The sequence below is a fragment of the Rhodoligotrophos defluvii genome, from assembly GCF_005281615.1.
Taxonomy (GTDB): domain Bacteria; phylum Pseudomonadota; class Alphaproteobacteria; order Rhizobiales; family Im1; genus Rhodoligotrophos; species Rhodoligotrophos defluvii.
Map to the genome: position 1 here is coordinate 44060 of NZ_SZZM01000004.1, position 20383 is coordinate 64442.

Annotated in this window: 16 protein-coding genes; 9 read left to right on the plus strand and 7 right to left on the minus strand. The window is 65.7% G+C overall.

Translation table 11 applies throughout. The features are described 5' to 3' along the window. Positions 1-129: 129 nt before the first annotated feature. Positions 130-990, minus strand: a complete 861-nt coding sequence (locus E4P09_RS17335; RefSeq protein ID WP_137390889.1) for a prephenate dehydratase — start codon at positions 988-990, stop codon at positions 130-132. A gap of 56 nt (positions 991-1046) precedes the next feature. Beyond that, positions 1047-1805, minus strand: a complete 759-nt coding sequence (locus E4P09_RS17340; protein WP_137390890.1) for a 3-deoxy-manno-octulosonate cytidylyltransferase — start codon at positions 1803-1805, stop codon at positions 1047-1049. Between the two features lie 188 nt (positions 1806-1993). Between E4P09_RS17340 and E4P09_RS17345 the strand changes: the two genes are divergently transcribed. From E4P09_RS17345 to E4P09_RS17375, 7 genes are all read left to right on the plus strand, one after another. Next, the gene (locus E4P09_RS17345; protein ID WP_137390891.1) at positions 1994-3508 is read left to right on the plus strand and encodes a c-type cytochrome; all 1515 of its coding nucleotides are present in this window, start codon (positions 1994-1996) and stop codon (positions 3506-3508) included. A gap of 118 nt (positions 3509-3626) precedes the next feature. Continuing rightward, positions 3627-5498, plus strand: coding sequence for an extracellular solute-binding protein (locus E4P09_RS17350; protein ID WP_137390892.1), 1872 nt, complete (start codon positions 3627-3629; stop codon positions 5496-5498). A gap of 2 nt (positions 5499-5500) precedes the next feature. After that, positions 5501-7360, plus strand: a complete 1860-nt coding sequence (locus tag E4P09_RS17355; RefSeq protein WP_137390893.1) for an extracellular solute-binding protein — start codon at positions 5501-5503, stop codon at positions 7358-7360. Positions 7361-7413: 53 nt separating this feature from the next. Beyond that, positions 7414-8526 carry a microcin C ABC transporter permease YejB gene (locus tag E4P09_RS17360; RefSeq protein WP_137390894.1) on the plus strand — a complete coding sequence of 371 codons (1113 nt, stop codon included), beginning with the start codon at positions 7414-7416 and terminating at the stop codon, positions 8524-8526. A gap of 105 nt (positions 8527-8631) precedes the next feature. Then, on the plus strand, positions 8632-9711 hold the full coding sequence (locus E4P09_RS17365; protein WP_239025272.1) for an ABC transporter permease: 1080 nt from the start codon (positions 8632-8634) through the stop codon (positions 9709-9711). 33 nt (positions 9712-9744) lie between these two features. Beyond that, positions 9745-11379 carry an ABC transporter ATP-binding protein gene (locus E4P09_RS17370; protein ID WP_137390895.1) on the plus strand — a complete coding sequence of 545 codons (1635 nt, stop codon included), beginning with the start codon at positions 9745-9747 and terminating at the stop codon, positions 11377-11379. A gap of 45 nt (positions 11380-11424) precedes the next feature. Next, positions 11425-12369, plus strand: coding sequence for a 2-hydroxyacid dehydrogenase (locus E4P09_RS17375; protein ID WP_137390896.1), 945 nt, complete (start codon positions 11425-11427; stop codon positions 12367-12369). 5 nt (positions 12370-12374) lie between these two features. Here E4P09_RS17375 and E4P09_RS17380 read toward each other — a convergent pair whose 3' ends face one another. Then, on the minus strand, positions 12375-13559 hold the full coding sequence (locus E4P09_RS17380) for an MFS transporter (protein WP_137390897.1): 1185 nt from the start codon (positions 13557-13559) through the stop codon (positions 12375-12377). Next, the gene (locus E4P09_RS17385) at positions 13556-14101 is read right to left on the minus strand and encodes a GNAT family N-acetyltransferase (RefSeq protein ID WP_137390898.1); all 546 of its coding nucleotides are present in this window, start codon (positions 14099-14101) and stop codon (positions 13556-13558) included. Before E4P09_RS17385 ends, E4P09_RS17380 begins: the two co-directional genes overlap by 4 nt. A 652-nt stretch (positions 14102-14753) precedes the next feature. Here E4P09_RS17385 and E4P09_RS17390 point away from each other — a divergent pair. Then, positions 14754-15152, plus strand: coding sequence for a hypothetical protein (locus tag E4P09_RS17390; RefSeq protein ID WP_137390899.1), 399 nt, complete (start codon positions 14754-14756; stop codon positions 15150-15152). A 136-nt stretch (positions 15153-15288) separates the two neighbouring features. Here E4P09_RS17390 and E4P09_RS17395 read toward each other — a convergent pair whose 3' ends face one another. From E4P09_RS17395 to E4P09_RS17405, 3 genes are all read right to left on the minus strand, one after another. Next, positions 15289-16557 carry a lytic murein transglycosylase gene (locus tag E4P09_RS17395; protein ID WP_137390900.1) on the minus strand — a complete coding sequence of 423 codons (1269 nt, stop codon included), beginning with the start codon at positions 16555-16557 and terminating at the stop codon, positions 15289-15291. A 95-nt stretch (positions 16558-16652) separates the two neighbouring features. Beyond that, the gene (locus tag E4P09_RS17400; RefSeq protein ID WP_137390901.1) at positions 16653-18083 is read right to left on the minus strand and encodes an NAD-dependent succinate-semialdehyde dehydrogenase; all 1431 of its coding nucleotides are present in this window, start codon (positions 18081-18083) and stop codon (positions 16653-16655) included. 39 nt (positions 18084-18122) lie between these two features. After that, positions 18123-19373 (minus strand): CaiB/BaiF CoA transferase family protein, encoded by a 1251-nt coding sequence (locus tag E4P09_RS17405; RefSeq protein ID WP_239025253.1) that lies wholly within the window; start codon positions 19371-19373, stop codon positions 18123-18125. A 119-nt stretch (positions 19374-19492) separates the two neighbouring features. On the opposite strand from E4P09_RS17405, the gene E4P09_RS17410 reads away from it, so the two are divergent. Beyond that, the gene (locus tag E4P09_RS17410) at positions 19493-20311 is read left to right on the plus strand and encodes an IclR family transcriptional regulator (protein WP_137390902.1); all 819 of its coding nucleotides are present in this window, start codon (positions 19493-19495) and stop codon (positions 20309-20311) included. Positions 20312-20383 lie beyond the last annotated feature (72 nt).

A 20383-nucleotide genomic window follows, 5' to 3' on the forward strand; every position in this document is an offset into this window, starting at 1 on the left:
GCCAGCGCCAGGTCCGCGCTGCGCAAAACTTATGCCGCTTTTCACCTTGCACCAGGTTGGCGGCGGTTTCCACCCGTAACATTCGGGTGAGGCGCGATGCCCTGGCCAGGGGCATTTCTCGCCCTGACCTCAATGACCGTTCTGGCTCAAGCTCCACAAGTCGCGCAGCGGGCTCGCCTTGTAGGTACCCAGAATGCGCAGATAGCTCGTGAAGAAGGCGAGCTCCTCCAGGGCAAGCTTCACGTTGCGGTCCTCCGGATGGCCCACGATGTCCGCATAGAACTGCGCCACGTTGAAGCCTTCGTCCACATAGGATTCGAGCTTCACCATGTTGATGCCGTTGGTGGCGAAGCCGCCGAGCGCCTTGTACAGGGCCGCGGGCACGTTGCGCACCTTGAAGATGAAGCTGGTCAGCACCGGCGCATCTTCCGGCCGCGCATCACGGCGGGTTGCCGAAAGCACCACGAACCGGGTCGTGTTGTGCGCCGCGTCCTCGAATTCGCTGCGCAACACGTTGAGCCCGTAGATCCTTGCCGCGAGGCTGGTGGCTATGGCCGCCCGGGTCGGGTCCCCCGCCTCGGCAATCTCCCGTGCAGCGCCCGCCGTATCCGCCGTGGTGATCGGCGTCAGGCCCAGGGCGCGGATCGATTTGCGGCACTGGCCCAGCGCATGGGGATGGCTCGCCACCGTCTTCAAGGTCGCGAGCGTCGCGCCAGGAATGGCCAGCAGCTGGTGGTTCACCCGCAGGAAGTGCTCCCCGACGATATAGACGTCGGACTCCGGCATCAGATGGTGAATATCGGCCACCCGCCCCGCCAGCGTGTTGTCTATGGGGATCATCGCCAGGTCGGCACGGCCCTCGGTGAGCGCGGCGAAGGCCTCGTGAAACGTCTCGCTCGCCACCGGCTCGTCGTCCGGGAACATCTGGGTGACGGCAATGTGGGAATTGGCGCCGGGCTCGCCCTGGTAGATGATTTTACGCTTCGACACGACAGGTTAACAGCCTCTGGACGGCCGGCGGCCATCGCTGGGCCGGTCGTGAGCGATCAGGCTCTGAGCGCCGCGATGACGCTCCGGGCCCGTTCAAGGTCGGCGGGAGTATCGACACCGAAGGGGGCCGAGTCAACGAGTGCGACATCGATTCGCATGCCCGCGCCGAGCGCCCGCAGCTGCTCGAGCCGCCGCTCCGTCTCCAGCGCCGCCACCGGCAGTCGCACGAACCGATCCAGCGCCGGCCGCCGAAACGCATAGATGCCGATGTGGTGGTAGTGGGGCCCCGCGACGCCCTCGGGCAGAACGCGCACGAAGTCGTGCGCGCGGGCGGTGCGCGCCCCCGGCTCGAACCTGGCGATGGCCTTGACCACCGACTCGCTTGCCTCCTCGTCCTCGCCCCAGATCGGCGCCACGGGGGTGCCGATATCGACGTCCGGGTTGTCGAGCGGCCGCAGGGCCGCCCGTACCGCCTCCGGGTCGACGGTTGGCAGATCGCCTTGCAGGTTTACCACAACGTGATGGCGCCCCTCGGGATCGATAGCGGCCGCGGCAGCATGAACACGGTCGGAGCCGCTGGCGAGGCTCGGATCGGTCGCGACCGCCTCGCCGCCTGCTGCCGTGACGACTTCGCTGATCTCCGGATCGGCGCTGGCCACCACCACCCGGCCGACATTCGCCGCCTCGGCGCGGCGCATGACGTGGACGATCATCGGCAGCCCGCAGATGTCGGCCAGCGGCTTGCCGGGCAGCCGCGTTGCTCCCATGCGCGTGGGAATGACGACCAACGTATTCTCTGGGTGCACCGCTGTCATGGTCCCCCTCGCGATTCGCGCCCGACGAGCGCGGCATATGTGCGCATGGTGTCATGCATGTTGCAAGGAAAAGGCGAACGAATTAGGGTCCCCGCGCGTGAGATGGGCACCCGCCAGATGGGAGCATCTCGGCCCACGCATTCTTATGGTTCCATGGCATTGGCAAACGGAGAGGGGACGCACTGCAGATGATGGATTCGTTTGAATTCAACAAAATCGCGGGAGCGATTCTCTTCTCTCTTCTCGTCGCCATGGGCCTGGGCCAGCTCAGCAGCATCATCTATCACTCCGGCGCCCCCGAGAAGCCCGGCTTCTCCGTTCCCGTCGAAGAGGAGACCGCGGGCGGTCAGCCCGGCGGTGGCGCGCCTGCCGTGCCTTTGGCGCAGCTTCTCCAGAATGCCAGCGCCGAGAAGGGCGAGGCGCAAAGCCGCAAGTGCGCAGCATGCCACACTTTCGAGAAGGGGGGCGGTAACAAGATCGGACCGAACCTCTACAACATCATCGGCGAGGAGGTTGCCTCTCCCGAGCTCGGCTTTGCGTTTTCGCCCGCCATGCAGGAGAAGGCGAAGGAAATCGGCCACTGGACCTATGAGACGCTGAGCGATTTCCTTGCCAACCCGCAGAGATACGTGCCCGGCACCAAGATGAGCTTCGCCGGCATCAGGAATGACCAGGATCGTGCCGACCTGCTGGCCTATCTGCGGACCATGAACGACAATCCGCCGCCGCTGCCGGAAGCGCCTGCCCAGGAAGCAGCGCCAGAGCAAGGTGGCGCGCCGGCCCAGGGTGGCGCGCCCGCACAAGCCGAAGGAGCCGCACCGCAGCAAGGTGGCGCGCCGGCCCAAGGCGCGGCTCCCGCGGAGGGCACTGCCCCGGCCGCCCCAGCCCAAGGTGCGGCTCCCGCGGAGGGCACTGCCCCGGCTGCCCCGGCCCAAGGCGCTGCCCCGGCGCAACAGCCCGCCTCGCCCCAGCAGGACGAGGGCACGGCGGAGGGTGTTCCGGCCCAGGGCGGCGCGCCGGCGCAGGGCGCGGCTCCGGCCCAGCCGACACCTTCCCAGCCGGCAAGCCCGGGATCCGGCGCCCCCATCAGCCAACCGCCGCCGGACCAGCCTAACCAGCCCGGCCAGCAGACGCCGCCGCTGCAGCCCGAGGTGACGCCGGAACAGGCGCCGCAGCCCGGCAGCAGCCAAGGTTCGCTGCCGCCGGATGAGCCGGACGGAGGCGGCGAGCGATCAGCCCAGGCGCCACAAACGAATGAGCAAACAGAAGAGCCGGCCGGGGATAACACCCCGGCCGCTGCCGTTTCAGGGGGGCAGTCCGCAAGTGGCGCGCCGTCCAAGCTCGGGCAGCTGCTTGCTGCAGCCGATGTCGCCAAAGGCCGGGCCCAGGCACGCAAATGCATCGCCTGCCACACCTTTGGCAAGGGCGAGGGCAACAAGGTCGGTCCCAATCTCTACGGCATTCTCGGCGAGGAGATCGCCTCGCCCTCGCGCAATTACGCCTTCTCGCCGGCCATGAAGGCCAAGGCCAAGGAATGGGGGAGTTGGAATTATGAGCACATGTTCCAATATCTGGAGCGGCCCACGGCGCTCGTCCCCGGAACGAAGATGATCTTCGCCGGCATAAGGAGCGAGACGGATCGTGCCGCGCTCATCGCCTATTTGCGCACGCTTGCGGATAACCCGGTGCCGCTTCCGCAGTGATCGAACGGATTTGATTGCAGAAAATTAATACCGGCACGTCTTTCGCCGGTTTTTTCATTTGTGGCATAGAGGCTCGTAAGACAAAACGGATCAACCGATCGGAGGGAGAAACGAAAAGATGGAAGTGACCAGGAGGGAGGCTCTTGGCCTGTTCGGCGTAACGGCCGCATGGGGTCTGCTACAACCTGGCCTCGGAAGCGCATGGGCTTCCATGCAGGCGCCGGATACCTGGCACCATGGCAGCTCCCTTTTCGGGGATCTCAAATACGGACCCGATTTTCAGCACTTCGATTACGTGAACCCGCAGGCGCCGAAGGGTGGCCGTGTGAGGTTCCAGGCGTTGGGCGCCTTCGACAGTCTTAATCCATTCACCTACAAGGGCCGCCCCGCGACCGCGATTGTCTACGCATTCGATGCCCTCACCATGCCGTCGATGGATGAGCCGAGCACGTCCTACGGGCTCATCGCGGAGGCGATCAAGTTCCCCGCTGACTTTTCGCAAGTCACCTATCGCCTGCGCAAGGAGGCACGTTTCCATGATGGGCAGCCGGTCACGCCGGCGGACGTCATCTTCAGCATGGAAGCCATCAAGAAGGGCTTGCCTCAGTACGCAGCCTATTACCGGAATGTGGTGCGCGGCGAGCAGACGGACGATAACGAGGTCACCTTCTTCTTCGACCAGAAGGGCAACCGCGAGCTACCCAACATCACCGGACAGCTGATCGTGCTCTCGAAGCATTGGTGGGAAGGCAAGGATGCATCCGGGAACCAGCGGGATATTACCACAACCTCGCTCGAACCGCCGCTCGGCAATGGTGCCTACCGGTTCGAACGCATGAATGTCGGTCGCTCCATCGTTATGAAGCGCGTCGAGGACTACTGGGCCAAGGACCTGCCGGTCAATCGCGGCACCAACAACTTCGACGAGATCGTGCAGGAATATTTTCTGGATCCCGCCGTGGCCTTCGAGGCTTTCAAGGCGGACCAATACGACTGGCGGACCGAGAACTCCGCCCGCAACTGGGCCACGGGCTACAACTTCCCGGCCGCTCAGCGGGGCGATGTCGTTCGCGAGGAATTCAAGTTCGACAATCCTGCCCCCATGCAGGCTTTCGCCTTCAATACGCGGCGGCCGAAATTCGCCGACGCGCGCGTGCGCCTCGCCTTCAACTACGCCTTCGATTTCGAATGGGCCAATCGCACGCTGTTCTATGGCCAATACAAGCGGCCGGATAGCTATTTTGCCGGGTCCGAGCTGGCATCATCCGGGTTGCCCCAGGGCAAGGAGCTCGCGCTGCTCGAGCCGCTGCGCGAGCAGGTGCCGCCCCAAGTGTTCACCGAGCCCTACAGCAACCCCGTCAATGCGACGCCGGCCCAGCAGCGCGAAAACCTGCGCAAGGCGATGATGCTGCTGAACGAGGCTGGCTGGACTTTCGACAAGGGGGCGCTGAAGAATGCCGCCGGCGAGGTGCTGTCGGTTGAGTTCCTGCTCGATGACCCGGCCCTGGAGCGGGTCGTCTTGGCTTACGTTCAAAGCCTTAAGCGCTTGGGGATCAACGCGACCATTCGTACGGTGGACACCGCTCAGTACCAGGCGCGTGTCAACACGTTCGATTTCGACGTGATCACCCACATCTGGGCGCAATCGCTCTCTCCCGGCAACGAACAGCGGACCTACTGGGGCAGCGCCGCGGCTGATGAGCCTGGCAGCGATAACGTGGTCGGCATCAAAAACCCCGCCATCGACACGTTGATCGACAAAGTCATCTATGCCGAAAGCCGCGAAGACCTGGTGGCGGCTTGCCGGGCGCTCGACCGGGTGCTGCTCTGGAACCACTACGTGGTGCCCCAGTGGTACTCGCCCCTGACCCGCACCGCGCGCTGGGACAGATTCGGACATCCGGAAATCATACCCAAATATCAGACCGGCTTTCCCACCGTCTGGTGGTACGACGCCGAGAAGGCCGCAAAGATCGGAGGGCAGGGCTGAGCATGGCGCCGATCACACGCCGGGAGGCGATCACCCTTGGTGCATTGATAGCGGCTGGTGCTTTGGCACCGCCGTCCATCCTTCGCGTTGCCGCGCAGACGGGTGGGGGCGAGCGCCGCCACGGCCTTTCCACCTTCGGCGATCTCAAATACCCGCCGGACTTCCGGAATTTCGACTATGTGAAGCCGGAGGCCCCGAAAGGCGGCCAGCTCTCGCGCACCGGCACCTCATCGGTCAACACCTTCAACAGCCTCAATCCCTATATCGTCCGCGGCGATGCCGCCCAGGGCATGGGGCTGACCTTCGACAGCCTGATGGTGCGCGCGCAGGACGAGCCGGACGCCATGTACGGTCTGGTGGCGGAATCGGTCGCGATCGCGCCGGACCGGCTGAGCGCGACCTTCTATCTGCGCCCCGAGGCCCGCTTTTCCGACGGCTCCCCGCTCACCGCGGAGGACGTGGCCTTCACTTTCGAGACCCTGAAGAGCAAGGGCAGCCCCGCCTACCGGATCGCTTTGCGCGACGTGGCGGGCGTTCAGGTGAAATCGCCCCACGAGGTGACGTTCACCTTCCAGGGCGAGAATGTGCGCGACCTGCCGGCCCGGGTTGCCGGCCTGCCGATCCTGTCCAAGGCCTATTACGCGACCCGCCCCTTCGAGCAGACCACCTTGGAGCCGCCCCTGGGGTCGGGGCCCTACAAGGTCGGCCCGCTGAAGCAGGGAGCCTTCATCACCTACCAGCGCCGGCCGGACTATTGGGCCAAGGACCTGCCGGTCAATCGCGGGCGCTTCAACTTCGACGAGATCCGCTTCGAGTATTTCCGCGACCGCACCGCCGAGCTGGAGGCGCTGAAGGCGCGCGCCTTTCTGCTGCGGCAGGAGTTCACCGCCCGCGACTGGGCAACCCAGTACGACATCCCTGCGGTGCGCAACGGCCAGCTGCGGCGCGAGGAGCTGCCCGATCGCAATCCGTCCGGCGCTCAGGGCTTCTTCATCAACATGCGCAAGGAGAAGTTCAGGGATCCGCGCGTGCGCGAGGCGCTGAACTACGCCTTCGATTTCGAGTGGCTGAACAAGAACCTGTTCTACGACTCCTATACCCGGACGAACTCCGTATTCGAGAACTCCACCCTCAAGGCGGAAGGGCCACCCTCGGCTGAGGAGCTGGCGTTGCTCGAGCCTCTGAAGGCGCAGCTTTCCGAGGAGGTCTTCGGGCCGGCTTATGTCTCGCCGGTGAGCAACGGCTCCGGCCAGGATCGCACATTGCTGCGCGAGGCGGGGCGCCTGTTGGAGGAAGCCGGCTGGACCATCAAGAACGGCCGCCGCACCAATGCCGCCGGCGAGCCGCTGACGGTCGAGTTCCTCATGTTCGAGCCCACCTTCGAACGGGTGGTTGCGCCCTATATCAAGAACCTGCGCCTGCTCGGCATCGAAGGCCGGATGCGGATGGTGGACTCCGCGCAATACCAGGAGCGGCTCAAGAACTTCGATTTCGAGCTGACCAGCCAGCGTTTCGTCCTCGGCGTCACGCCGGGGCCGGAGCTGCTGGCCTTGTTCGGCTCGGCCGCGGCCGACCAGGTGGGCAGCTACAACCTGGCCGGCATCAGCAATCCGGCCGTGGACGCCCTCATTGATCGGATCATCCAGGCGAAGAGCCGCGACGAGCTTACCACCGCCGCCCGCGCCTTGGACCGTGTGCTGAGGGCGGAGCACTTCTGGGTGCCACATTGGTACAGCGCCAAGCACCGGCTGGCTTACTGGGATGTGTTCGGACGGCCGGCGGTGATCGCCGATTACGATCTCGGAATCGAGGATACGTGGTGGTACGAAGCGGAAAAGGCAGCAAAGCTGGGCTTCAAGTGACTGGGCAGCGCACCCCTTCCCGCATCCGCCACGCTGCGAGGTGACCGCCTGCCATGGCCAGTTATATCCTGAGAAGGCTTCTCCTGATGGTGCCGACCTTGTTCGGCATCATGCTGGTGAGCTTCGTCATCGTGCAATTCGCGCCCGGCGGGCCGGTGGAGCGCATCTTGGCCCAGATATCCGGCACCGATGTCGGCGCCACCGCCCGCATCGGCGGCGGCGGTGGCGATACCCTGGGCGGCGGCACGGTGGCGCCGGGCGGGCCGGGCAGCGACGTCACCTCCAAGTATCGCGGCGCGCGCGGCCTTGATCCGCAGTTCATCAAGGAGCTCGAGCGGCAGTTCGGTTTCGACAAGCCCGCCCACGAGCGCTTCCTGCTGATGCTGAAGAACTACGCCACCTTCAATTTCGGCCACAGCTATTTCCGCGATGTGTCGGTGGTGGACCTCATCATCGAGAAGCTGCCGGTCTCCATCTCCCTCGGCCTGTGGATGACCCTCATCGCTTACGGCATCTCCGTGCCGCTGGGCATCGCCAAGGCCATGCGCGACGGCTCGAAATTCGACGTCTGGACCAGCGCCGTCATCATTGTAGGCTACGCGATCCCGAGCTTTCTGTTCGCCGTGCTGCTGATCGTGTTGTTTGCGGGCGGATCGTTCCTCGACTGGTTCCCTCTGCGCGGATTGACCTCCGACAACTGGGCGCAGCTGCCCTGGTACCAGAAGATCACCGACTATTTCTGGCATCTGGCGCTGCCGATCACCTCCCTCGTGGTCGGCGCCTTCGCCACCACCACCCTCTTGACCAAGAACTCCTTCCTCGATGAGGTGCGCAAGCAATATGTGATGACCGCGCGGGCGAAGGGGCTGAGCGAGCGCCAGGTGCTCTACGGCCACGTCTTCCGCAACGCCATGCTTATCCTGATTGCCGGTTTTCCCGGTGCGTTCATCGCTTCGTTCTTCACCGGCTCCCTGCTCATCGAAACCATCTTCTCTCTCGACGGCCTTGGCCTTTTATCCTACGAGTCCGTGATCAACCGCGATTATCCGGTCGTGTTTGCCACGCTTTACATTTTCGGTCTGCTCGGTCTGCTCATCAACCTGCTCAGCGACCTCACCTATACGTGGGTTGATCCCCGCATCGACTTCGAAGCACGGGAGAGCTGAGTGGACGTGCTCGACCCAAAAACCCGGCCGGCAGAGGGGCCGCTCAGCGCCGCGCAGAGCAGCGCTGCCCAGCCCGGCGCCGGCCGCTCGGGCTTCCTTTCCCCCATCAACCGGCGTCGCTGGGAGAATTTCAAGGCGAACCGGCGCGGCTTCTGGGCCCTGTGGATCTTCCTGGTGCTGTTCGTCCTCAGCCTGTTTGCCGAATTGATCGCCAACGACCGGCCGCTCCTCGTCAAATATGACGGGCAGTACTACTTCCCGATCTATCAGAATATTCCCGAAAGCACCTTTGGCGGCTTTCTTCCCCGGACCGATTTCCGCGATCCCTTCATCCAGGAACAGATCAATCAGAACGGCTGGATCGTATGGCCGCCGATCCGCTACTCCTACCGCTCCATCAATCTCCAGCTGCCGACGCCGGCACCGTCGCCCCCCTTCTGGATGATGGGCGAGGAGCAGCGCTGCGCCGCCTATCCGGAAGGCGTCAACGATCCGAACTGCGTGCTCGGCAACCTTAACTGGCTTGGCACCGACGACCAGGGACGCGACGTGGTCGCCCGCCTTATCTACGGCTTCCGCATTTCCGTGCTGTTCGGCCTGGCGCTCACCTTCTTCTCCTCGATCATCGGGGTCGCGGCGGGCGCCATCCAGGGCTATTTCGGCGGCTGGACCGACCTTCTGTTCCAGCGCTTCATCGAGATCTGGAACTCGATCCCGACGCTCTACCTGCTGATCATCCTGGCGGCGGTCATCGAGCCGAGCTTCTGGGTGCTGCTCGGCATCATGGTGCTGTTTGCCTGGGTGGCCCTGGTCGGGGTGGTGCGGGCCGAATTCCTGCGCGGCCGCAATCTGGAATTCGTCATGGCGGCGCGGGCCATGGGCCATTCGAACCTCTTCATCATGTTCCGCCACGTGCTGCCGAACGCCATGGTGGCCACGCTCACCTTCATGCCCTTCATCCTCAACGGCTCGATCACCACGCTCACCTCCCTCGACTTCCTGGGCCTCGGGTTGCCGCCGGGCTCGCCGTCGCTCGGCGAGCTGCTCGCCCAGGGCAAGAACAACCTGCAGGCGCCATGGCTCGGCATCTCGGGCTTCATGGTCATTGCCATCATGCTGAGCCTGCTGGTGTTCGTAGGCGAGGCGGTTCGCGATGCCTTCGATCCACGCAAGACCTTCCGGTGACGTGCATGGCCCGCTCCAAGGTGAACCCGCGCGATGACTGAACCCACCCCGTTGCTTTCGGTCGAGGAGCTGTCGGTCGCCTTCACCCAGGGCGGCGCGGCCACCCTCGCGGTCGACCGCATATCCTTCGATGTGCAGCCGGGCGAGACGGTGGCCCTGGTGGGGGAGTCGGGCTCGGGCAAGAGCGTCACGGCCCTCTCCATCCTCCGCCTGCTGCCCTATCCGGCCGCCAGTCACCCGACCGGCCACATCCTCTTCGAAGGCCATGACATGCTCCGGGCAGACGACCGTGAGCTGCGCCGGATCCGCGGCAACGAGATCGGCATCGTGTTCCAGGAGCCGATGACCTCGCTCAACCCTCTGCACACGATTGAAGACCAGGTGGGCGAGGTCCTGAAGCTCCATCAGGGCATGACCGATGCGCAGGCGCGCGAAAGGGTGATCGAGCTGCTCACCCGGGTCGGCATCCCCGAACCCGAGACGCGGCTCGGCAGCTACCCTCATCAGCTTTCCGGCGGGCAGCGGCAGCGGGTCATGATCGCCATGGCGCTCGCCAACAAGCCTGCGCTCCTCATCGCGGACGAGCCGACCACCGCGCTCGACGTCACCATCCAGGCGCAGATCCTCAAGCTGCTGCGCGACCTGCAGCAGGAGCTCGGCATGGCCATGCTGCTGATCACCCACGATCTGGGCATCGTGCGGCGAATGGCGCAGCGGGTGTGCGTGATGACCAAGGGGCGCATCGTGGAAGCCGGCGATGTTGAGCAGGTGTTCACCCGTCCGCAGCACCCCTACACCCAGCGCCTGCTCGCGGCCGAACCCAAGGGGCAGGCGCCCGCGGCAGACCCGGCCGCACCGGTCGTCATGGAGGCGGACGACCTCAAGATCTGGTTTCCGATCAAGCGGGGGCTTCTCAAGCGGACCGTGGGCTACATCAAGGCGGTGGACGGCGTCTCGCTCCGGGTCCACGAAGGCCAGACGCTCGGTGTCGTTGGTGAATCCGGTTCGGGCAAGACCTCGCTCGGGCTGGCCCTCCTGCGGCTGATCTCGTCCGAAGGGCGCATCGCCTATCTCGGCCGGGGCATAGACAAGCTCCCGGCCGGCGAGCTGCGCAGCATCCGCAAGGAGATCCAGGTCGTCTTCCAGGACCCGTACGGCTCGCTCAGTCCGCGCATGTCCATCGCGGAGATCGTGGCGGAGGGACTGCTGGTGCAGAACAGGGGCCTCACGCGCCAGGAGCAGCGGGTGAGGGTGGCGAAGGCGCTGGAGGAGGTCGGGCTCGAGCCCGCGGCGATGGACCGCTACCCCCATGAGTTCTCGGGCGGGCAGCGGCAGCGCATCGCCATCGCCCGCGCCATGGTGCTGCAGCCGCGCTTCGTCGTGCTGGACGAGCCGACCAGCGCGCTCGACATGTCGGTGCAGGCCCAGATCGTCGACCTCCTGCGCGAGCTCCAGCAGCGCCATGGGCTCGCCTATATGTTCATCAGCCATGATCTCAAGGTGGTGCGCGCGCTTGCACACGAGGTCATGGTCATGAAAGATGGACACGTGGTCGAGACAGGCACCACGGCGGAGATTTTCGAAGATCCGAAAACAGACTATACGAAAGCGCTCATAGCGGCGGCCTTCGCCCTTGAGGCGACCAATCCGGCCGCCGTGGCGACTTAGGCCAAAAGCACGGGCGCATGTGGCGGGGAGAGATCAGGACGGGCCATGGCACTTCTCTACGTGACGAGCGGGTGGGATACGGAGGCATGGGCGGCGGGCATGGCCAAGCTGGCGCCGGGGCGCGACGTTCGGGCTTGGCCAAATTGCGGCAACCCCGATGACATCGAATACGCCTTCGTTTGGAAGCCACCCCACGGCGTGCTGAAGCAGTTCCGCAACCTGAAGGCGATCTTCTGCCTCGGCGCCGGCGTGGACCACATCCTGCTGGATCCGGATCTGCCCGACGTGCCCGTCGGCCGGGTCGTCGACCCCGATCTCACCATGCGCATGACGGAATACGTGGTGTTTCACGTGCTCCTGCATCACCGCCAGCACCTGGCTCTGGCCGAGGCCCAAAAGAACCGGGTATGGCTTGCATCCCTCGAGCAGCCCGCGGCCTGCGATGTCCGCGTGGGCGTCATGGGCCTCGGCGCCTTGGGCGGCGATGCGGCCGCCAAGCTGCGGCAGATCGGCTTCCAGGTCGCCGGCTGGAGCCGCATGCCGAAGCACCTCGACGGCATTGAAACCTTCAGCGGGCAGGATGGCTTCAAACCCTTCCTCAACCGCACCGACATCCTCGTCTGTCTCCTGCCCCATACAGCCGACACCACCGGGCTGCTGAACATGGACATCTTCAAGGCCCTGGCCCATGACGGGCGCCTGCCCGGGCCGTCTATGATCAATGCGGGTCGCGGCAAGATCCAGATCGAGGCCGATATCCTTGCGGCCCTAGACAGCGGCGTCCTCCACAGCGTGAGCCTTGACGTGTTCGAGCATGAGCCGCTCGACCCCGACAGCCCGTTGTGGTCGCACCCACGGGTGGTGATCACGCCTCATAACTCCGCCGATTCCGATGCGACGGCGCTGACCGGCACCCTGCTCGCCCAGCTCGAGCGCTTCGAACGCGACGGGGTCATGGAGAACCAGGTAGATCCGCGCCGCGGTTATTGATCGCGCTATGGCACGGCGATACGCCGGGCAAAGCGGCCATAGAGCAGGGCGGCCGCAGCGAACACGACGCCGCCCAGCACCGCCGAGAGGACCAGCGCGCTTTCCGGCCCGGCGGTCTCTAGCAGGCTGGCATAGGCGATCGGTGCCAGGGCCGAGGCGATGAACCCCGGCGCGGTGAGCTGCCCGACGATCGAGCCATAGGCGTGAGGGTCGAACAGCACCAGCGGCTGGGTGCCGCGAACGATGGTGATGAGGCCGTTGCTTGCCCCATAGGTGAAGGCGAACACCGCGCCGGCCACCACCGACCCGGTCGCCCCGAGGCCGACCAGGAACGACGCCGGCAGGATCACCGTCGCCAGCACGCCGAGCACCAGCGGGTGCAGCCGCATGCCGAAGGTCAGCTCGCACAATCGTGCCGAGGATTGGCCGATGCCGCGAAAGCTGGAGAGCCAGACCGCGGCGCCGGCGCTCATGCCCAATGCTGACATGATGCCGATCATATGGGCCGACATGCCGGAATTGAGGAAGGCCGACACGGTGACCATCACCACATAGAGCAGGCCGGCCCAGCGCTTGTCTCCCGGCGTCTGGGCCAGCGGCTGGGGGTGGGATGTGCCGCCCCGGCCACCGGCGCTGTGCCGCTCGTCGGGGATCGACCAGTGCAAGGGTAGCGTCAGCAGGGCGATCGCCGCATAGCCGATGAGCGCGCCGCGCCAGCCGAACAGGGAAGCAAGCCCGTAGCCGATCGGCCAGAAGGCGGTGGACGCAAGACCGCCCAGCAGCGTGACCTGCGATATGGGGCGACGTGCCAGATGGCCGCCGATCCGTGCCAGCGACGCGAAGGCTGCTTCGTAGAGCGTCATGCGCATGGCGACGCCCAAGCAGGCCCAGGACAGCGCATAGAGCAGTATGCCGTGGCTGAGGCTCAGGCCAAGGCAGCCCAGCGCGATCAGCACCGAGCCCGCGGACATGACCCGCCGGCCGCCGTGCCGGTCGATGAGGCGGCCGATCGGTGCCGAGGTCAGCCCCATCACCACCAGCGCGCCCGAAAAGCCGCCATAGACGACCGTCATCGGCCAGCCGAGATCGCGCGCCATGTCGACCCCGAACACGCCGATCAGGTAGTAGGACACACCCCAGCAGATGAACTGCGATAGGCTGAGCGCCAGCACCAGGCCTCGGCTGATCATGCGGGGGGCGTGGCGTTGCCGGGCCCGAGCTGTCTCTGCATGAGCACCGTGTCGAGCCAGAGGCCGTGCTTCCACCCGACCGACCGCAGGGTCCCCACGTGATGGAACCCCGCGCTCTCGTGCAGCCGGATCGAGGCATGGTTGGCCGAATCGCCGATAACGGCCACCATCTGCCGGAAGCTCCGCGCGGCCGCCTGGTCGATCAGGGTTGAAAGCAGCAGCTTGCCGATGCCCCGGCCCTGGAAGCCCTCGCCCACATAGACCGAGTTCTCGACCGTTGCGTGATAGGCCGGACGCGGCCGGTACGGGCTCGCATAGGCATAGCCGGCCAGCGCCCCCTGCCACAGGGCGACGATATAGGGATAGCCGCCGGCCACCAGCCGCTCGCGCCGTGCCTCCATCTCAGCCGCATCCGGCGGCTCGAGCTCGAAGCTGGCGCGCCCGAACAGGACGGCTTGCCGATAGATCGCGGTGATCGCGGGAATGTCTTCTGCTTGGCAATCCCGTAGCTGGATCGCCCCCGGCGGGCTTGAACTCTGCACAGGACGTTCTCAACGCATGCTGGCCCTTGTCTGCCCGCCATTTTGCGGCCTGCGCGCGGGTTAGGGAAGCCTATTGTCGCGCAGCCTGAACGTTTTGCACCGGCTCCGGCGTTCGCCTTGCCAGGGCCGCCGCGGCCGCCCGGATGAAACTTCCTTCAATAAAAAATTTCGAGCACGGAAGATCTGTGCCAGAAATACACATAAAAGTCAGCCTAAGGACGACACGTTTGATCAAGGTTTATCAACGGAAGGGGGTATTCCAAAGATGCAACGGGGTGATCGATTGCAGACAATGGACAGCGGGTCGATCCGTGCGCATCATATACGCTGCGGCAACAAGCTGAGGCGCCCCCCTCTACGTCACCTCCACGTAGCGCCTCCGGTTGGCGCCGCAGTGGCCGAAGCACGCCGCGCCATCAGCGCTGGAAGGTCACCTGGAAACCCCGTCTCCTCCCCGACGGGGTTTCCTATTTTCTGGATCGGTTGCGCGTCAAAACGCGATTTGCATCCGCCGCGAGCTTGCGATAGAGCCTGTGGCGATTGGCATGGCCCAGCGCAAGGCGAGCGGCAGAAGCGCTCCCGATACGTGCTCGCTTTGCAACCGGCATGCGGGGGGCTGCGTTAGTGCGCATTCAGATCCAGGGGAAAGCAGATGTCTCTTTCATTCGTTCGCACGCTGATGCTGGCTGCCGGCATGGCCTTTGTGGCAGTGCCCTTTGGCAGCCCGTCGCCTGCCGCCGCGCAGACGATCTATGACTCGAACGTGGCCGCGAAGATCGATGGGCTCAGCAGCAGCCAGCGGGCGCAGGTCCGCCAGATCACCCGGCAGAGCCGCAAGCAGATGCTGGCCATCTTTCGGCAATATGGAATCGATCCGAACGACAAGCCCAATTTCGACAAGCTGATGCAGGCCTCCGGCCCGCTGCAGGCGGTGGCGCGCCAGGAGCGCCAGGCCATGGCCAAGGTTCTCGACCCCGACCAGCTCAGGCAATATGACCGGATCGTCGCCGAGACCCGCACCCGGGTCCGCATGCAGACCCAGAGGCAGTAGGCTCAACATCCCCGCACTTTCCCTCCCGCAGCGGCGGGGAGGGATGTTTGCAATGTCCAAACATTCTCGTCATTGCCGCGCTTGACGCGGCAATCCAGGGGCCGCAGAGATGGTCCACGGTAGAGGCTGATCCCGCTCACCGCCTCAACACCAAATCGCGGTCGGGGAAGCAGGTCGCCTCGAGCCCCTGCCGCGTTTGCCATTTCCCGACGGCAATGCGGCTCTTGAAGCCGATCAGCCCGTCGACCCCGCCCACATCGTAGCCGGCCTGCACCAGCCTTTGCTGCAGGCCCTGCACATGCTGCCGGGTGAAGCCCGAAACGTCCGCCCAGCGGCCGGCGATCGGCCCGGCCCCGCCATAGCGGTCGGCCAGGTGCCCGATGAAGAGGGCGTAGAGATCGGACTCGTTATAGGCCTTCAGCACGTAGAAGTTCCTGGACACGATGAAGGCAGGCCCGAGCCGTCCGGCGGGCATCAGCAGGAAGGCCGTATCCGCGAAAGCCGGCAGCGGTCGGCCGTCCACTCGGCGCACGCCCATCGCCGCCCATTCCGCCAGTGGGCGTCCCTGCTCAGGGCCTTCCAGCGTGCAGGAGACATTCGCCGGCACCCGGGCCTCCACACCCCAGCCGCTGCCCCGCACCCAGCCGTGCTGCTGCAGGTAATGCGCGATGGAAGCCAGCGTATCCGGCACAGACGTCCAGATGTTGCGATGGCCGTCCCCATCGAAATCGACGGCAAAGCGCAGGAACTTGGTGGGTTGGAACTGCGGCTGGCCCAAGGCGCCGGCCCAGGAGCTCTTCATCTCGGCATGCCCGATATGCTCCTCTTCCAGGATCTTGAGCGCCGCGATCAGCTCGGGATAGAAGGCCGACTTGCGGCGGCCCATAAAGGCTTCGGTGGCCAGGGCGCGGATGGCATCGTGTGGGATTTTGACCCTGCCATAACCCGACTCCCGCCCCCAGATCGCCACGATGATCTCGCGCGGCACGCCATATTGGCGCTCGATGCGGTCGAGCGTCTTGGACCACGTGGTCAGCAGGCGCCGGCCATCGCCCACCAGCGATGCGATTTGCTTTTCCGAAAAATAGCGGCCGGGGCTCGAGAATTCCGGCTGCCGCTGTGGCGAGGGCCTCTCCGGCGCAACCCCGGGCGGCGCCAGGTCGGGCAGGCTCCAGTCGAGGGTGATGCCGGCGAACGCCTTCTCGAAGGTGCGGCGCGACACCCCGGCCTTGCCAGCATCCGGCCACACGGTCTGCTCGATCCACTGGCGGAACGCGCCTTCGATCCGCGCCCGCTGCGCAGCGGGCGCGGCCGCGGCTCCCGCGTCGATCGCGAAAAGCGAGGCCGCAAAGGAAGCGAGCAGGGCCAATGCCTGCAAAACGCGGGTGTGTCGAGAATGGAGCATGCCGCCTCTTTAGCCTTTCGCGCGCCACATTGCACGTCACCAAACGGTGCGGCAGCCCGACTCTAGCCCCACCGTTCCGTGCGCGCTGTCGATGCTCACCCGCGCCGGGTGACGAAGCGAGTTTCGAGATAGGCATCCAGGGCATCGGCTCCGCCCTCCGTGCCATGGCCAGAGTCGCGGATCCCGCCGAACGGCACCTCCGGCAGCGCCAGCCCGAGGTGGTTGATGGTGATCATGCCGGTCTCGATGCCTTCCGACAGCCGTGTGATGGTCTCGGCCGACTTGGCGAAGCCATAGGCCGCGAGCCCGTAATTCAGCCGGTTGGCCTCGCGCAGCGCATCGTCGATGCCCTTCACCGGCAGCATCAGCGCCAGCGGGCCGAACGGCTCTTCGTTCATCGCCCGCGCATCTGTCGGCACGTCGGCCAGCACCGTCGGCTGGAAGAAATAGCCGGCATTGCCGATGCGCTTGCCGCCGGTCTTGAGCGCGGCCCCGCGGCCAACCGCGTCATGCACCAGCTCCTCCATGGCCTGCACGCGGCGGCTGTTGGCCAGCGGCCCCATCTGAACGCCATCCTCCAGCCCGTCGCCCACCTTGATCTCCGAGGCCAGCTTGGTGAAGCGGCCGACGAAATCCTCGTAGACCGGCTCCTCGATCAGGAAGCGGGTCGGTGACACGCAGACCTGGCCGGCATTGCGGAACTTGGAAGCGGTCATCAGCTGCGCAGCCTGCTCCACGTCGGCATCCGCCGCCACGATCACCGGTGCATGCCCGCCGAGCTCCATGGTCACGCGCTTCATATGCAGCCCGGCCAGGGCGGCAAGCTGCTTTCCCACTGCCGTCGAGCCGGTGAACGAGATCTTGCGGATGACCGGGTGCGGGATCAGGTATTCGGAGATTTCCGAAGGCGTGCCGTAGACCAGGTTGAGCACCCCGTCGGGCAAGCCGGCATCAACGAAGGCGCGCACCAGCTCGGCCGGCGAGCCGGGCGTCTCTTCCGGCCCCTTGACGATGATCGAGCAGCCGGTGGCCAGCGCCGCCGAGATCTTGCGGACCGCCTGGTTGATCGGGAAGTTCCACGGTGTGAAGGCCGCGACGGGGCCCACCGGCTTCTTGTAGACCAGCTGGTCCACACCCGGCGCCCGCGATGGCACGATACGCCCATAGGTGCGCCGCGCCTCTTCCGCGAACCAGTCGATGATATCCGCGGCGGCCAGCGCCTCCAGGCGCGACTGGGCCAGCGGCTTGCCCTGCTCCAGGGTCATGGTGCGGGCAATGCCCTCGCTGCGCTCGCGCAGCAGGTCGGCCGCCTTGCGCATCAGGCGTGAGCGGTCGAAAGCCGAGACGTTGCGCCAGACCTCGAACCCGCGTGCGGCGGCCTCGAGCGCTCGGTCAAGGTCGGCGATGCTCGCATGCGCCACGGTGCCGATTTGGCTCTCACTGGCGGGGTTGATGACCGGATCGGCCTTGCCGTCGGCGCTCGGAGTCCATTTGCCGTCGATATGAAGCAGAACGTCGGAATACATATTGGCCTTTCTCGCCCGCCCGCTGCGGGGCCGAAGTGCTCACGCGGGTTCTTGTGCGGCCGTATATAGGCCGATCGCCCCGGTCTCGCGAAGATGCTGGATTGTCGCTTCGTCGTAGCCGAGCACCTCGCGCAATACGCGGGCGGTATCCTGCCCCAGCATCGGCGGCGGCAGCGGCGCCGCCTCCCGCTGGGCAGCGAGCCCGTGGGCCGGGCGCACCAGCCGCACCGGACCAAGCTGCGGGTGCTCCAGCGTCTGCACCACCTCGCGCTCGCGCGCATTGGCGCTGGCGAATGCCTCCGGCACCGTCTGCACCATGCCGGCCGGAACGCTGGCCGCTGCGCAGGCCTCCATCCAGTGAGCGCGGGTGCGCGTCCTCAGGATCTCGCGAATCGTCGGAAGCAGCGCATCGCGGTGGGTCGCCCGTCCGCTCGCCGTGACGAAACGCGGGTCAGCCGCGAGGTCGGGCCGGCCGATCACCTCCCGGCAGAAGGCGGCAAATTGCCGGTCGTTGCCCACCGCCAGCGCAAAATTGCCGTCCGACGTCTCGAAAATCTCATACGGAACCACGCTCGGATGGGCATTGCCGTAGCGGCGCGGCACCACCCCGGCGTTGAGATAGGCCGCCCCCACATTGATCAGCAGGTTGAGGGCGCATTCGAACATGGCCACGTCGAGATGCTGGCCGCGCCCGGTCCGCTCGCGCTCGAACAGCGCCGCCATCACCGATTGGGCGGCCACCATGCCGGCAACCGTATCGGTCACCGCCACGCCCATGCGCAAGGGGTCGCCATCCTGCTGGCCGGTGATCGACATGAGGCCGCTCTCCGCCTGCACGATGAAATCGTAGCCCGGGCGCTGCGCATCCGGTCCGGTCTGTCCGTAGCCCGAGATCGAGCAATAGACCAGGCGCGGGTTGATGGCGGAAAGCTGCGACCAGCCCACGCCGAGGCGCTCGGCGGTGCCGGTACGGAAGTTTTCCACCACAACGTCCGCCTTCGCTGCCAGCGCCCGCACGATCGCGAGGCCCCCATCGGATTTGAGGTCCACCGCGATGCTCTGCTTGCCGCGGTTGGCGCAGAGGTAATAGGTGGAGGTGCCCTTGTAGCTCGGCACCGACCAGGCGCGCGTATCGTCGCCCCCGTCGATGTTCTCGATCTTCCACACCTCGGCACCGAGATCGGCCAGGGTCAGCGTGCACCACGGGCCCGACAGCACCCGCGACAGGTCGAGCACCTTGATGCCCGCCAGCGGCAGGGCGCGTTTCGCCTCCTCGTCCTGCTCGGCCACGGGGGTTCCTTCCTTTCCTCGACCGTTGGACCGTGCCAGCAGCCCCCATGCGCGTCAATATGTGGAATTAAATTCCGACTCTCCTGATATGATGTGGCATTGCCGCTTGGGAGCACGAATTGCGTAAGCGCAGCCTCACCTCGACCACGACGGGCCGGCCGGCGAGGCCCTCTGAGAACCAGGTCTCCACCGCGCTTGCCCGCGGGCTGGATGTGCTGCGCGCCTTCCGGGCCGGCGACGGCGCCCTGGGCAATCAGGACATCGTCCTGCGCACCGGGCTTCCGAAAGCCACCGTCTCGCGCATCACATTGACGCTGAGCTCTCTCGGCTATCTCGCCTATGACGAGGAGCTCGGCCGCTACAGTCTTGGTCCGGCCACGGTATCGCTGGGCTATACCGCGCTCAAAGGCAGCGCCGTCGTGCATATGGCGCGGCCATTGATGCAGCGGCTGGCCGACCGCACCGGTGCGGCGGTCGCCCTCGGCACCCGCGACGAGCTCGAAATGCTCTATCTCGCCAATTGTCGCTCCGACAGCCTGGTGACCCTCAGGCTCAATCCGGGATCGCGCATCCCGGTCTGGCAAACCGCCATGGGCCAAGCCTATCTCATGGGCCTCGATGAGGCTGAGTGCGAAGCCGTGCTTTCGCGGCTGGCCGCCGCCAGGCCTGGCGAGGAGGGCGCCATGCGTCGGGCCATGGAAGCTTGCGCAGCGTTTTACCGCGCCAATGGCTTCTGTGTCTCGGAAGGGCTGTGGCACAGTTATGTGAACGCCGCCGGGGTGCCGTTCCGTCCGGCCGACGGTTCCCCGGTGGTGGCCATCACCTGCGGCGGCGTCAGCGAGCTGCTCTCGGGCCGGGCGCTGCGCGAAGAGATCGGGCCGGCGCTGGTGCGCCTCGCCGCCGAGCTCGAAGCGCGGCTTTTGGGCGATGTGCCGTAAGAGGCGACCGGTCGGCTTGCGAAGCGGCCGCAAAGCCTGCATTGATGCTGACGGGATGAGCAACCGCAACTG